The sequence below is a fragment of the Vreelandella halophytica genome, from assembly GCF_968193635.1.
The window spans coordinates 3,621,186-3,635,853 of sequence record NZ_OZ309107.1 but is presented as its reverse complement, the minus strand read 5'-3'; the positions used below and the strand labels follow the sequence as shown (position 1 = coordinate 3,635,853).

General features: G+C 56.8%; 12 protein-coding genes. 10 read left to right on the top strand and 2 right to left on the bottom strand.

Annotated features, from left to right (window positions below; genetic code table 11):
* The first annotated feature begins 43 nt into the window (after positions 1-43).
* On the top strand, positions 44-799 hold the full coding sequence (locus ACWHXT_RS16830) for a glutaredoxin family protein (protein ID WP_447927356.1): 756 nt from the start codon (positions 44-46) through the stop codon (positions 797-799).
* Between the two features lie 10 nt (positions 800-809).
* Here ACWHXT_RS16830 and ACWHXT_RS16825 read toward each other — a convergent pair whose 3' ends face one another.
* On the bottom strand, positions 810-1,979 hold the full coding sequence (locus ACWHXT_RS16825) for an MFS transporter (RefSeq protein WP_447956669.1): 1,170 nt from the start codon (positions 1,977-1,979) through the stop codon (positions 810-812).
* A 369-nt stretch (positions 1,980-2,348) separates the two neighbouring features.
* On the opposite strand from ACWHXT_RS16825, the gene ACWHXT_RS16820 reads away from it, so the two are divergent.
* The 8 genes from ACWHXT_RS16820 to ACWHXT_RS16785 all read left to right on the top strand — a co-directional run bounded on the left by ACWHXT_RS16820 (position 2,349) and on the right by ACWHXT_RS16785 (position 11,967).
* A complete protein-coding gene (locus ACWHXT_RS16820; protein WP_447956668.1) occupies positions 2,349-3,950 on the top strand; it encodes a peptide ABC transporter substrate-binding protein in 1,602 nt (533 codons plus the stop codon).
* Between the two features lie 138 nt (positions 3,951-4,088).
* Complete coding sequence (locus ACWHXT_RS16815) at positions 4,089-5,675, top strand: peptide ABC transporter substrate-binding protein (protein ID WP_447956667.1); 1,587 nt, start codon at positions 4,089-4,091, stop codon at positions 5,673-5,675.
* 64 nt (positions 5,676-5,739) lie between these two features.
* On the top strand, positions 5,740-6,666 hold the full coding sequence (gene oppB, locus ACWHXT_RS16810; protein WP_447956666.1) for an oligopeptide ABC transporter permease OppB: 927 nt from the start codon (positions 5,740-5,742) through the stop codon (positions 6,664-6,666).
* 12 nt (positions 6,667-6,678) lie between these two features.
* Positions 6,679-7,611 carry an ABC transporter permease gene (locus tag ACWHXT_RS16805; protein WP_447894619.1) on the top strand — a complete coding sequence of 311 codons (933 nt, stop codon included), beginning with the start codon at positions 6,679-6,681 and terminating at the stop codon, positions 7,609-7,611.
* 9 nt (positions 7,612-7,620) lie between these two features.
* Positions 7,621-9,225 carry an ABC transporter ATP-binding protein gene (locus tag ACWHXT_RS16800; RefSeq protein WP_447956665.1) on the top strand — a complete coding sequence of 535 codons (1,605 nt, stop codon included), beginning with the start codon at positions 7,621-7,623 and terminating at the stop codon, positions 9,223-9,225.
* A gap of 192 nt (positions 9,226-9,417) precedes the next feature.
* Positions 9,418-9,699 (top strand): EF-hand domain-containing protein, encoded by a 282-nt coding sequence (locus ACWHXT_RS16795; protein WP_447927351.1) that lies wholly within the window; start codon positions 9,418-9,420, stop codon positions 9,697-9,699.
* Between the two features lie 171 nt (positions 9,700-9,870).
* The gene (locus tag ACWHXT_RS16790) at positions 9,871-10,944 is read left to right on the top strand and encodes a porin (RefSeq protein ID WP_447927350.1); all 1,074 of its coding nucleotides are present in this window, start codon (positions 9,871-9,873) and stop codon (positions 10,942-10,944) included.
* A gap of 195 nt (positions 10,945-11,139) precedes the next feature.
* The gene (locus tag ACWHXT_RS16785; RefSeq protein WP_447956664.1) at positions 11,140-11,967 is read left to right on the top strand and encodes a sulfurtransferase; all 828 of its coding nucleotides are present in this window, start codon (positions 11,140-11,142) and stop codon (positions 11,965-11,967) included.
* Positions 11,968-12,244: 277 nt separating this feature from the next.
* On the opposite strand, the gene ACWHXT_RS16780 is transcribed toward ACWHXT_RS16785, so the two are convergent.
* Complete coding sequence (locus ACWHXT_RS16780) at positions 12,245-13,147, bottom strand: LysR family transcriptional regulator (protein ID WP_447956663.1); 903 nt, start codon at positions 13,145-13,147, stop codon at positions 12,245-12,247.
* A 118-nt stretch (positions 13,148-13,265) separates the two neighbouring features.
* On the opposite strand from ACWHXT_RS16780, the gene ACWHXT_RS16775 reads away from it, so the two are divergent.
* Positions 13,266-14,663 (top strand): M20 family metallopeptidase, encoded by a 1,398-nt coding sequence (locus tag ACWHXT_RS16775; RefSeq protein ID WP_447956662.1) that lies wholly within the window; start codon positions 13,266-13,268, stop codon positions 14,661-14,663.
* Positions 14,664-14,668 lie beyond the last annotated feature (5 nt).

Here is a 14,668-nt window from a genome sequence, read left to right as displayed (position 1 = left end):
TGACGAACCCCCATGAATTCGAAGACCCCTTCAGGAGGCGACGATGGCAAGTACTACCCAGGGCACGGCCCGCGTCTATCGTATGAACATGACCACCCACCGCTGCCCGTTTGGCGTGAAAACGGTGGATCTTCTCAAGCGCAAGGGCTTTACGGTGGAGGATCACTGGCTGACCTCCCGCGAGGAGATCGACGCCTTCAAGGCGCGGGAAGACGTCAAGACCACGCCCCAGACCTATATCAATGACACGCGCATCGGTGGTTACGAAGACGTACGCAAGCACCTGGGCCTGCGCGTGCGCGACCCCAACGCCACCACCTACCGCCCGGTGCTGGCGATCTTCGCCGTGGCCTTGTTGATCGGCCTGGCCGTGAGCTGGGCCGCTCAGGGCACGTTGCTGGGCCCGCGTATGCCGGAGTACGCCATCGCCACGGCGATGGTGCTGCTTGGCCTGCAAAAGCTTCAGGACGTGGAAAGTTTCAGCACCATGTTCGTCAACTACGACCTGCTCGCTCAGCGCTACGTGCCCTACGGCTACGTGTATCCTTTCATCGAAACCCTGGCCGGTCTTTTGATGCTGGCCGGGGCGCTTATTTGGCTGGCCGCGCCGCTGGCGCTTTTTGTCGGAGGGGTGGGCGCGGTCTCCGTTTTCAAGGCGGTTTACATCGACAAACGCGAACTCAAGTGCGCCTGCGTGGGCGGTGGCAGCAACGTGCCGCTGGGTTTCGTGTCATTGACCGAAAACCTGGTGATGGTGGGCATGGGCCTTTGGATGCCGCTGCGCATGTGGTTGGGCTAAAAAGCACGGTTTATTCACTCTTGCCGGCGCGGGCGTCTTGGCGCCGGCCCGCGGCCAGCAGCGCAAGCACCGACACCAGGGTAAGCACGTGCACTACCCCCACCAGCACAAGGGCCCCCGCCCAGCCCCAATGGCTGTAGCAAAAGGCGGCAAGCGTGGCGCCCAGGGCGCCACCGGCGTAGTAGAAAGTAAGGTAGAGGCCACTTGCAAACGAAGCGGGCACGCGTTGCGCCCGGCTTACCATACGCGTGGTCAGCGTTTGCAGCAGGTAGGTGCTAATGGCAAAGAGCCCGACACTTAACAGGCTCGTGTAAAAGCCGGTATTGGCGAACGCCAGCGACACCCACAGCAGCGCGGTAAAGGGCAAAAAGAAGCGCGTCTCGCTGCTGTTTCGATAGAGTTTGGGGCTGGCGATGACCGCGGCGATGGCAGGCAGGGAGGCAAGGTAGACCAGCCCGATCTGCGCGGAGGAGTAGTTGAAGGGCGCCTGGGCGAGGCGCAGCCCCAACACGGTAAAGACAGCGCTTTGGGTAAAAAGCAGGGTAAAGCCCACGCAGTACGCCACCGCCAGGCGGTTCTCCAAAAGCGCCTTTTTGAGCAGTTGAAGGTAAGGCGCCCGCTCGCTCGGCGGCGCCAGCTTAAGCGGCTGTGTTTGCGTTTGCCGGAAGATGACCAGCCACGAAAGCCCCAAAAGTGCCGCGCAGCTCAAGAACCCGCCGCGCCAGGCGAATACATCCAGCGCCCAGGCGGGGTAAAAGCGGCTTAACGTGCTGCCGATAATGGTGCCGGCCACAAAAAAACCGACCCGGCGGGCGCGCTGCGCCTCGTTGTCAGCCTGGGCCAGCAGCGCGACGGTGGACGTCAGAACGCAGGGCAAGACCACGCCCTGGGCCACGCGAAGCCACCAGGTGACGCTCAGCGTAGTGCTGAACGCCAGCAGGATATTCAGCGCGATCAAAAGCCCGACGCCCATCAAAATGGCGCTATGCGAGGAGTGCCCCCGAGTAATGCGGTTGGCAAAGGGGGCGGTCAGCATCATGCCAAAAAGAGTGGCCATGTTGAGCCAACCCGCCTGAGTGAGGCTGGCATCGAGCCGGCCTACAAGCCAGGGGTAGATCGCCTGCAACTGGTACAGGTTGAAAAAAGCACTCGTGGAGCTTGCGAGTATCAAAAGGCGCATGGCCGCTTCCTGTACCAGTAGAGAAGGTGACGAGGTGTGGCCCCATACTACCTAACAATAAGGCGCTCAGCGGCCCAGGGTCGCCCGGGTTTTTACACGCCAGTCTGTTCACTTAGCGTGATTTTATCGTTTGGTTACCATTGGGTGGTTTAAATAACCAGGTTTTTATTTAAGCCAAAGTAAATAACGTGTGTTATTAGTTGTACAAGAGAATTATTTGTTTCACTGGCTAGACGGCTAATTAAAAAAACCATAATATCCTTAGAAAAGAAAACAGCGAAAAACAGCTGATATAGCGTTTCAAGCGCACGCCTATCGATATCACAACAACCAGATAAGTCATATTTATCAGATCCTTGGGAGATCACTATGCGCCTTGTAAGCGGTGTGCACAAACGTGCACTGTCCACTGCGGTATTTATTGCGTCTGCAGCCCTTGCTAGCCAATCGGTTCAGGCTGAAACACTGGATATCGGTGTGATGGGCGAACTTGCGTCTTTCGATACTTCCCAGGTCTCGGGCGGTGTTTGGGAGTCCCAGGTGCTCATGGACGTGTTCGAAGGCCTCTTCAAAGAAGGGCCGGATGGCGAACTCCAGCCGGGCATGGCAACGGATTACGAGATCTCCGACGATGGCCTGACTTACACCTTCCAGATGCGCGAAGGCGCGGTCTGGTCGGATGGCGAGCCGGTCACCGCCGAAGACTTCGTGGTGGGATGGCGTCAGATGCTCAACCCCTCCAACGCCTCCAAATACGCCTACATGCTCTACCCGGTGGTCAACGCACGGGCCGTTAATTTGGGCGAAGAGCCGCTTGAGGCCTTGGGCGTAGAGTCGCTCGACGACGGGCGTACGCTGAAGGTCGAGCTCAATCATCCGACGCCCTACTTTACCCAGCTTTTGACCCACTACACCGCCTACCCGCAGCCCGCGCACCTGGTAGAAGAGCACGGCCGGCGTTGGATCGATCTGGATCATATCGCCTCCAACGGCGCCTTCCACCCGGTCGAGTGGATTTCGCAGTCCACCATCACCACCGAGAAGAGCCCGACCTACTACGACGCGGACGACGTGAGCCTGGACGGCGTGGTGTTCCACACCACCGAAGACCGCAATGCGGCGATCTCGCGCTTTCGCGCCGGGGAACTGGATATCATTCGGGACTATAATTCCGAGCGCTACGAGTGGCTCATGGAGAACCTGCCCGACGCCACCCAGATGGCGCCTTACCAGGGCGCCTACTACTACGTGTTCAACCACCGCGACGGCCACCCGACCACGGACGCGCGGGTACGCGAAGCGCTCAACCTGGTGATTCGCCGCGACGTAATCACCGAGCAGCTGATGAAGGGCACCTTCGAGACCGCCTTTTCGTTGGTGCCGCCCGGCACCAGCCACTACGAGCAGCAGCCGATGGCGATTGCCGACGAGTCCTTCGATGACCGCATGGCCCGCGCCCAGGAGCTGATGGAAGAGGCGGGCTATAGCCAAAGCAATCCTCTTAATCTGCGCCTACGCTACAACTCCAACGATGAGCACCAGCGCATTGCCGTGGCCATCGCCGCCATGTGGCGCCCGCTTGGGGTCAATGTCGAGATGATCAACTCCGAAGCGACGGTGCACTACCAGTCCATCGCCGAAGGGGATTTCGATGTCGCCCGGGCTGGCTGGATTGCCGACTACAACGACGCCGAGAACTTCCTGGTGCTGCTGCAAAGTGGCGTGGGTAACAATTACGGCGCCTACAGCAATTCCGAGTTCGATGCCTTGATGGACGAAGCGGCGCAGACCCAGGATCTCGACGAGCGCCAGGCCATTCTCGAGCAGGCCGAACAGCTGGCGCTTGAAGATAACGCCTTTGCACCGCTGATGTTCTACGTCAGCCGCAACCTGGTCAATCCGGCGCTATCCGGCTGGGAGAATAATATCCAGGACGACCATCCGTCGCGCTGGGTAAGCTTCGACGAGTAGTCACTGCTCGCAAGGCCGGTACGGCCGGCCTTGCCTTCAAAGTGTTTTATTTCCCGATTTTAATCGCTTACGCCTCACCAGGCCGGCGAAGCCGTGCGTGTCCCAAAGGACGCGACCGGCCCAAAAACAGGAGGCCGTATGCCCCATTTATCCCGTTTGGCGGTGGCCATCGGTGCTGCCACGCTTGCACTGACAAGCCTTGGTGCCCAAGCCGCGACGCTGCGTATCGACAACGGCGCGGAGCCGGGTACGCTTGACCCGCAGCGCTCCAGCGGTGTCTGGGAGTCCCGCATCATCCGCGAGATGTTCGAAACCCTGGTAAGTTACAGCCCCGAAGGCGAGCTGGTGCCGGGCCTGGCCGAGCGCTGGGAGATGAACGAGGCCGGTGATGAGCTGACGCTTTACTTGCGCGAGGGCGCCGAGTGGTCCGACGGCGAGCCGATTACCGCCGATGATGCGCTTTACAGCCTGCGCCGCCTGCTGCGCCCCGAAATTGCCGCGCACAATGCCCAGCTTTACTACCCCATCGAAGGCGCTCACGCCGTCAATATTGGCGAGGCCGAGCCGGAAAGCCTGGGCGTTGAAGCGCTGGATGAACACACCCTGCGCATTCATTTCGCTAAGCCCGCCGCCTGGTTCATGCAGGCGCTGGCGATGCCCGAGGCCGCGCCGCTGCCCGAACATTACGTGACCGCACAGGGCCAGCGCTGGATCACCCCGGGGCAGACGCCGGTGAGCGGACCCTTTACGCTTGAGCAGTGGCAGCCCCAGGACCATATCACCCTGGCGAAAAACCCGGCCTACTACGCCGCCGCCGACGTCGCCCTCGACGAGGCGATCTTCTACCCTATCGATGACGCCAGTGCGGCGCTGACCCGCTACCGCGCGGGCGGACTGGATATCAGCTATGGCGGCGTGCCCGGCCAGCAGTTCGGCTGGATCGAGGAGAACCTGGCGGATGCGCTAAAGGTGAGCCCGATGGTCGCCAGCTACTTCTACATGTTCAACATGGAAGAGGACAGCCCCTTCAGCGATGTGCGTGTGCGTGAGGCGCTGAATCTCGCCAGCCGCCGCGAAGTGATCGCCGACCAGATTTTGGGCATGGGACAGGTGCCCTCTTACTGGTTTGTCCCGCAGGCGACCTCGGGCGGCACCCAGGGCAAAATGGCGTTTGCCGATATGCCCATGGACGAACGCCTCGAGCGCGCCCGGCAACTGCTGGATGAGGCGGGCTACGGGCCGGACAACCCGCTCGAGGTCGAGCTGCGCTACAACACCCTGGACGATCACCGCCGGGTCGCCGTGGCCATTGCCGCCATGTGGCAGCCATTGGGCGTCGAGGTGTCGCTCAACAATAGCGAAGCCGCCACCCACTTTGCCAACATCAATGAAGGCAAATTCGAGCTGGCCCGCTACGGCATGGTCGCCACCATCGACGACCCCTACGACTTTTTGAACGCCTACAGCGACGGCGGCACCTCGGCGCGCAGCACCGGCTACCACAACGCCGAGTACGACGCGCTGGTCGCGCGCAGCGATGCGATTCTCGACCCCGAGGCGCGGGCCGAGGTGCTGACCGAGGCCGAGCAAATGCTGCTCGACGACTACGCGCTGCTGCCGATTTACGACTACGTCAATTTGGCGCTGGTCTCGCCCAGGGTTTCCGGTTGGCACGCCACGCCGCTGGACGTTCACCCGCTTCGTTACATCACGCTCGAGGAGTAGACACCGAGATGGCACACCACGCCGCACCTGGCCTGCACGATCGTCAGCCAAAAAGGGCAGAGGCATGCTGACTTATATTGCCAAACGCCTGGCCATGGCGATTCCGACGCTTTTGATCGTCATTACGCTGTCGTTCTTTTTGATGCGCATGGCCCCGGGCGGGCCTTTCGATGGCGAGCGCCAGCTGCCGCCGGAGATCGAGGCCAACCTGATGGCCGCCTATCACATGGACGAGCCGCTGTGGCAGCAGTACCTGCGCTATATGGGCAATCTGGCCCAGGGCGATTTCGGCCCTTCGTTCGTCTACAAGGACTTCTCGGTCAGCGACCTGCTGCTCCAGGGCTTTCCGGTCAGCCTTCAGCTTGGTGCGCTGGCGATCGTGCTGGCGCTGCTGCTGGGGATTCCCATGGGGGTGTTTGCGGCCTTGAAGCGCAACAGCGCGGTGGACTACACGCTGATGGGGGTGGCGCTGGGCGGCATTGCGGTGCCCAACTTCGTGATTGCGCCGCTGATGGCGCTGTTTTTCGGCATCATGCTGGGCTGGCTGCCGGTGGGCGGCTGGAACGGCGGCGCGCTGCCTAACCTGGTGCTTCCCGTGGTCGCGCTGGCGATTCAGCAGATCGCCTATATTGCCCGGATGATGCGCGCCTCGATGATCGAGGTGCTGGGCAGTCATTTCATCCGCACCGCCCGGGCCAAGGGACTCACCGAACGCGAAGTGATTCTGCGCCACGCCCTGCGCCCGGCGATGCTGCCGATTTTGTCTTATCTCGGACCGGCGATTGCGGGCATCATCACCGGCTCCGTGGTGATCGAGCAGATCTTCGGGTTGCCGGGCATTGGCCGCTACTTCGTTCAGGGCGCGCTCAACCGGGACTACACCCTGGTGATGGGAACGGTGGTGTTCTACGGCGTACTGATCGTCTTGATGAACCTGATCGTCGATCTCCTTTATTCGCTATTCGACCCCCAGATCCGCTATGACGATTGAACGGAGCGCGTTATGACCTCTACTTATCACGCCACTGACGAGCAGCCGGGCAACGGCGTTGGCGGCGGTAGCCCCAACCCGCCCAAAGCGCCGCTCAAGGGCGAGAGCCTGGGCCAGGAAGCGTGGCGCCGGCTGCGCCAGAACCGCGCCGCCATGGCCAGTATCATCGTGCTTTCGCTGATTGCGCTGGTGTGTATTGTTGGCCCATTCTTGCTGCCCTGGGGGCTTGCCGAAGTGGATTGGAGCGCCTTTGGCGTGCCGCCCACCACCGAAGGGTTTCATTTGCTGGGCACCGATGCCAACGGCCGCGATCTTCTGACCCGCACGCTTTATGGGGGGCGTATTTCGCTGTCCGTGGCGCTGGTGGCGACCTTCGTAAGCCTGGTGATCGGCGTGCTCTACGGCGCCATTGCCGGGTACCTGGGCGGGCGAGTCGATAACCTGATGATGCGCTTTGTCGACATCATGTATTCGCTGCCCTTCATGTTTTTGGTCATCCTGCTCATGGTGGTGCTGGGGCGCAATATCCTGCTGATCTACGCCGCCATCGGCGCCGTCGAGTGGCTGGATATGGCGCGTATCGTGCGCGGTCAGACCCTGGCGCTCAAGCGCCGCGAGTTCGTCGAGGCCTCCCAGGCGCTCGGCGTGAAGGATTCCAAGATCGTCACCCGCCACCTGATTCCCAACTCCATTGGCCCGGTGATCATTTACGTGACGTTGACGGTGCCCAAGGTGATTTTGCTCGAAAGCTTCCTTTCGTTTTTGGGGCTGGGCGTTCAAGAGCCGCTGACCAGCTGGGGCGTTTTGATCAGCGAAGGGACCTCCAACATGCAAGGGGCCCCCTGGATGCTGATCGTGCCCGCGGTATTTTTGGCCGTAACGCTTTTTTGTCTCAATTTTCTGGGCGACGGGCTGCGCGACGCCCTCGACCCACGTACCCGCTAGGAGGCCAGGATGTCCAACGCTTTACTGGAAGTCGATAACCTCAAGGTGGATTTCGAGCTGCCCAACGGCACGGTCTCCGCGGTCAAAGGCGTAAGCTTCAGCATTGCCGAAAACGAGACCCTGGCGCTGGTGGGCGAGTCGGGGTCGGGCAAGTCGGTGACGTCTACCGCGCTGATGCGGCTGTTGCCGAGCCTTGCGAAGATCTCCGGGGCGATCCGTTTCGAAGGGGAGAACCTGGTCGAGGCCTCCAACGCGCGGATGCGAAGCCTGTTGGGTAACGATATTTCGATGATCTTTCAGGAGCCGATGACCTCGCTCAATCCGCTCCACCCGATTGGCCGCCAGATCGCCGAGGTCCTCAAAAAGCACCGCAAGATGAGGGGAAGCGCCGTGCGCAGCCGCGTGGTCGAGCTATTGACCCAGGTCGGTATTCCCGAGCCTGCCAAGCGCGTAGCGAGCTACCCGCACGAGCTTTCCGGTGGCCAGCGCCAGCGCGTAATGATCGCCATGGCGTTGGCCTGCGAGCCGCGGCTACTGATTGCCGACGAGCCCACCACCGCCCTCGATGTCACCGTTCAGGCGCAGATTCTCGACCTGCTGCGCGATCTGCAAAAGCAGTACGGCATGGCGATTTTGTTCATCACCCACGATTTGGGCCTGGTGCGCCGCTTTGCCGAGCGGGTCTGCGTGATGTGCCAGGGCGAGCTGGTCGAAAGCGGGACGACCGAAGAGGTGTTCACCGCGCCCCAGCACGATTACACGCGCATGCTGCTCGACGCCGAGCCCAGCGGGCGCAAGTTGCCGGTGGCCGACGACGCGCCGGTGATCCTGCAGGCCGACGACATGAAGGTGCGCTTTACGGTGCGTAAACGCCTGTTCGGCAAGAACAAGTACTTCCAGGCGGTGCATGGCATCAGCCTCGACGTGCGCCGCGGGCAGACCGTGGGCATCGTCGGTGAGTCCGGCTCCGGCAAGTCCACCCTGGGCCGCGCTCTGCTGCGGCTTTTGAAAAGCGACGGCCGCCTGCGCTTTGAAGATACCGACATCACCGGCTTCGACAAGTCGCAAATGCGCCCGCTGCGCTCGCGCATGCAGGTGGTCTTTCAGGACCCCTTCGGCTCGCTTTCGCCGCGTTTGACCGTCGGCGAGATCATTAGCGAAGGGCTCAAGGTCCACTTCCCCGAACTCGGCCGCCAAGCCCGGGAAGAGCGGGTCATCGAGTCCCTCGAGGAAGTGTCGCTGGACCCGGCGATGCGCAAGCGCTACCCCCATGAGTTCTCCGGCGGCCAGCGCCAGCGTATCGCCATCGCCCGGGCGCTGATTTTGAAGCCGGACTTCTTGCTGCTCGACGAGCCGACCTCGGCGCTCGACCGCTCGGTGCAGATGAGCGTGATTCGCCTGCTGCGCGATTTGCAGCAAAAGTACGGGCTCACGTATCTGTTTATCAGCCACGATCTCGCCGTGGTCCGGGCCCTGGCCGACAACGTGCTGGTAATGAAAGAGGGCCGGGTCGTAGAGCAGGGCAGCACCGAGGCGATCTTCGATCGTCCTCAGGACCCCTATACCCAGGCGCTGCTCGAGGCTGCCTTTCTTAATGATGACAAAGTCGCTTGAAAAGTCGCTTGAAAAAGTCGCTTGATGTGCCAACCAAAAAGGCGGCGTGAAAGAACTTGTGCCAGGGCGGTGTACGCCATGGCGTAAGGAGTCGGCGGCCGCCGGGGGAGAGGGGTTATCCCGGTGAGCGGCCGCCGATGCGTAGTAAAACTAAAAATGAACGACAGGAGAAGCGTTGTAATGAAGATAAAAATGGCATTAGTCACGGGATCCATCATTTTGCTCGGGGGCTGCTCACAGCTGCCCTATGGGGATGGCGAGGGCAGCTTTGCCGAAGCCAAGAGCCAAAATGCGATACCGGCGGATGTGCGCGCTGCGTTCGATCGCCTGGACACCGACGGCGACGGCGTGATCGACCCGACGGAAGCGTCTACGTCCTCTGAAATTAGCGGCAGCTTTAATCTTTATGACACCAATGCCGATGGCGTCATCTCGCTGGAAGAGTACGCTGCCCGCATCAGAGACGAGCGATAGCCAAATAGCTTAGCGGCTTGTGACAGCAGGGCGGGTGTACGAAAAAGGGGCCCAGCCGCTATAGATTGGCTTATAGAAATATTTATATAAAATTAAATAAAGTCAGGGATACAAAAAATGCTTAACCGTATAAAACCTTTTGCAGTGACAGGCGTACTCGCAGCAATGGCCATGAGCCAGTCGGCCCAAGCGGCCACGGTGTACGAAACCGCGGATACGCGACTACAGATTGGGGGCAGGATTGCCGCCGCCAGTACGTTTTTGAACGGTGTCGAGAACGACAACGATCCGAAAAACGCGGGCTCGCGTATCAACGTGGTGCACGAGTTCAACCTGGCGGATGGCTGGTCGACGATCTCCCGCGCGGAATGGGGCTTCGATCCGTTTTTTACCGATGGCACTAACGACCGTTTCAAGCGTTTGCTCTATACCGGGGTGAGCAGCGAAGAGTACGGCACGGTATTGATCGGTAAACAGTGGTCGCTTTGGTACGACATGCTGGCCTGGTATACGGATTACTTCTGGATCAACGGCGCTGCCGCCCAGGGTAGCTTCAATGCGGGCTTCAGTGGCGATGGCGGCGAGAACGGCCTGGGGCGTGCCGACAACGCAATCTCCTGGCAGAACACCTACGACAAGCTCACCGTGGGCCTGATGTATCAGATCGAAGGCAGCGAATTCGATGCCGAGGTGCCCGAGTACAGCAACATCGAACGCTTCAAGCGCAAGTACGGCGCCCAGGGCGTGGCCCGCTACGCGGTGACCGATGATTGGAACGTCGGCGTAGCCGTCCAGCACAGCAATATCGACAGCACCCTGGATGGCGGCTCAGAGAGCAGCGCCGATGCCAACGCAGCGCTGTTTGGCACTAACTATGCCCCGGGCAACTGGTACTTCGCGCTGACCGCCGGTGAGTACCGCGATACGGTGTTCGATAGCACCTTTTCCGGCCTGGAACAGCAGGGCAGCGGCATCGTCGATACCGCGCGGGGTTATGAAGGCGTAGCCCACTACACCTTCGAAAACGTAGGCCCTGGCAAGTTCGAGCTCTACTCCGGCTTCAACCGCCTGGAAGATGACGACTCCAGCGCCCGTAACGCCTTCTACCTGCTGGGCGGCGCTTACTTCCTGATGGACGACAACCTGATCCTCTCGGCGGAGTACAGCCTGGACGACTCCAAAGACGCCAATGGCGACGACATTAACGCCAACAGCACCTCTTTGCTGGTGCGCTACAACTACTAGGCGCTGTCCCGCTCGCTAACTAGCTTTTTGCCCCGCCTTTCGAGCGGGGCTTTTTTGTGTCGAACCGCCACCGCTTGCCGGCGTTGGCCAGGCCCGCTCAGGCGATGCGCTGCCTTGTTGGTCCCTAAATTGGCCGCGCGCGGTGCCCGGTGAGCGTTGTATAGTCAATGTACCAACCAACGGGAGCTTCCTTTCATGTCCGATATTCTGCTCGCCGCCCCACATCTTTGGGATCGTTTGAACGGTGACGCACCGCCCAAAGTGCTGGATGCCTCGCTACCCAATAGCCCTATCGCGGCTTACGTCGCGCAGGATGACCGTAAAATCCCCGGATCGCTCGAATTCGATATCGAGCAGGTTTTTTCCGATCCCAACGGGGCGTTTCCCCATACGCTGCCCGCCCTGGAGAGCCTGCAAGAGGCGTGCAGAAGGCTCGGTCTGGCGCCCGAGGACGACATCGTCATCTACGATAACCGGGGCGTTTACTCTTCTCCGCGGGCCTACTGGCTGCTGACCCAGGCAGGCTTTACCAACGTGAGCCTGCTCGACGGCGGCTTGCCCGAGTGGCTGGCCCAGTCGCTGCCGGTTCAGCAGGGCTATACGACGCCGAAGCCGCTGGCCGCACCGCCGGTACTCAAGGCCAATAGCAGCGTGATGAGCGTCGATGACGTCAGCACCAATATTGCAAAGCCGCGTTTCAAGCTGGTGGATGCCCGAAGCGCCGAGCGCTTCTCCGGCGCAGCGGCCGAGCCCCGCCCCGAGCTTCCCAGTGGGCACATTGCGGGATCACATAACCTTCCCTTCACGGAGGTTCTGGAAAAGGGCCACTTCAAGAGCCCGGAAGAGATCTCAAGGCTCATGCTCGGCAAAGCGCTCTCCCCGTCGGATCACCTGACCTTCAGCTGTGGCTCCGGTATTACGGCCTGTATCCTCTGGGTCGCGGCCGAGCTTGCCGGTTACGAACACCTTTCGCTGTTCGATGGTTCCTGGACGGCGTGGGTGATGAGCGGGCGCCATAGGTAATGAAAGGCTCTGCTTCTCGCGACATCTTTAGCTTTTCCCAGCATCCGCTCCTGCTATTGGTAACCATAGGTGTCAATTAACTATGGCTGGAGGGAGGTCTTGCCCTTTAGAAGTTGTCCAACGTGAGCGCTACTCGCAACCTCGAAGGTAGGAGCGGGCCGAGTGTTTGTGTCATTTTTTGAACAGTGAAATTTCCAGCGTTAAGGGGTTGGCGCCGAGCCTGTGGTATCGATTAGAGGTAAAACTTACTTTAGATTAAGATCAGGGCTTTAAACTTCTACTTCGAGAGCTTATCTATTTCAGCTATTAATAAATCTAAAAGGAAAGATACATTTTTCGGCATTTTTCTACCTTCTAAAGTCTGCACTTCTACATTTCTTAGATTAAGCTCTTTATGAATAAAGGGTCTAACTACAACAGATTGGTTAACTTGGTTGCTCATATGCGATGAAGCTGAACTTGTAAGCGTTATAGCGTTTGATATAGCTGCAAACTGTTGTAGAATGCCAGAATAGTTGCTCACCAAGGTAGGTTCTATATGGATACCTACTGAGTTGCAGCAAATTTCAAATAATTGCCGCTGTGTTGTTCCCTCTGGCATAATGGCTAAAGGGTATGGCTCAAGGTCTTTTGCATGAAGTTCTTTTTTCCTTGATAAAGGATGTTCTGCTCTCATTAGAGCAAGGATTGGTGATTCTTGAGAGAAATTTATCTTGATTCCCGATGAATAAGAAGAACTAAAAGTTAAAGCAATGTCTGCCTTTCCTTCTTCTACTAATTCGGTTGCTGCTGAAGGCGATACGACAGTAATAGAGAATTTTACATTCGGATAATGGTTATGGTATTTCGTGATAACAGTTGGTAAAAAACATCTTGAAAGTCCTTCTGTACTTGCAATATTGATACTTCCTACCGTTCTATCATTTTCACCTTTTATTTCGTCAATGATGCGTTTTTCTTCTAGGAAAAGTTTTCTAGTATAACCTAGAAGCTTTACTCCTGATGAACTCAAACACATTCCTTTAGGAGAGCGTTCGAATAGTTTGGCGTCAATTTCATGTTCCAAGAGCTTAATCTGTCTGCTAATAGCAGAAGAAGCTACGTGTAGCTTTGCGGCGGCATTTCCTAAAGACCCTGTTTCGACTACGGTCAAAAAATAAAGTAAAGCCTTGTTATTCAATTGTTTACCTCTGTTCTAAAAAAGAGAATGCCTTGCATAAATTCTCTTATAGTAGCAATTTAAAATAAGCAATTACAATGAAATAATATTTCGAATCTGCAATTGGTGTTGAAAAATCATGGATAAGAATAAGCTTTTAAAAAATATAACACTAGCTTTTGAAAATGGTGATTTTGAAGATACATTGAGGCGTAGAGTCACCTACCAATCTGTGAGTCAAGGAAAAGCCGATCCTCAGTTTCTAAAGGGTTATATGGAACAGCATATAAAGCCAGAACTTGAAGATATGGGGTTTGAATGTCGATTCTTCGAAAACTCCGTGGAAGGAAGAGCCCCTTTCATGGTTGCTTGTAGAATAGAGAAAAAAGATAGTCCAACTGTTTTGACATACGGTCATGGGGATGTTGTTGCTGGATATGATGAGCAATGGACAGGCGATTTAAAACCTTGGGAAATGAAACTGGCTGGTGATGCATGGTACGGAAGGGGTACGGCTGATAATAAAGGTCAGCACACAATAAATATCATGGCTTTGCATGAGGTTATAAAAGAAAGAAATGGAAATCTAGGTTTTAATATAAAAATGATTTTTGAGATGGGCGAGGAGCAAAGCTCACCAGGATTACGTCAGTTTTGTAGAGAACAAAAAGAGCTGCTTGCTTCTGATGTGTTTATAGCATCCGATGGGCCACGCATAAGTAAAGAAAGCCCAACCTTATTTTTGGGTGCGCGAGGATCTATTTTACTTGAACTTTCTGTAGAACCAAGACAGGAAGGGCTTCACTCCGGGAATTGGGGAGGAATAGTCAGTAACCCCGTTATCGTATTGTCCAATGCAATATCAGAAATTGTGAGTAAATCCGGCAAGATATTGATACCGGATTTAACACCAAAGGAAGTCCCTGAAAATATAAAAACGATTTTGAAAAATATAAAAATAGATGAATCGTCTTTAGGTCAATTGATTGATAGCGACTGGGGAGAAAAGGAATTAAGTCTGGCCGAAAAGCTGTTTGCCTGGAATACCTTCGAGGTTTTAGCCATTAATGCAGGTGATATTGAAAAGCCTGTTAACGCTATTCCTCCCAATGCAAAAGCAATATGCCAGCTTAGGTTTGTAGTCGGTACAAATCCCGAAGCTATCGAGAAAAATATAAGAAAGTACTTTAATGAAAATGGTTTCAAAGATGTATCTTTAAAAGTGCTGAGAGGTTCTCCCGCCACTAGGACTTCTTTAGATTCACAATGGGTAAAAGATATAACAAGATCAGTTGAAGAGGTGATAAAAAAGCCTCTATCAATCATTCCTAATTTTGGTGGAGCACTACCAAACGATACGTTTTCTGAAATTTTAGGCCTTCCCACTATCTGGGTTCCACACTCCTATCCTGGTTGCAAGCAGCATGCTGCAGATGAACATTTACCTAAACAACTTGCTTATGAAGGTTTGTTAATAATGGGTAGCATCTTCTGGGAATTGGGTAACTCCAAAAAAACTAAAACGGTACTAAACTAAGATAG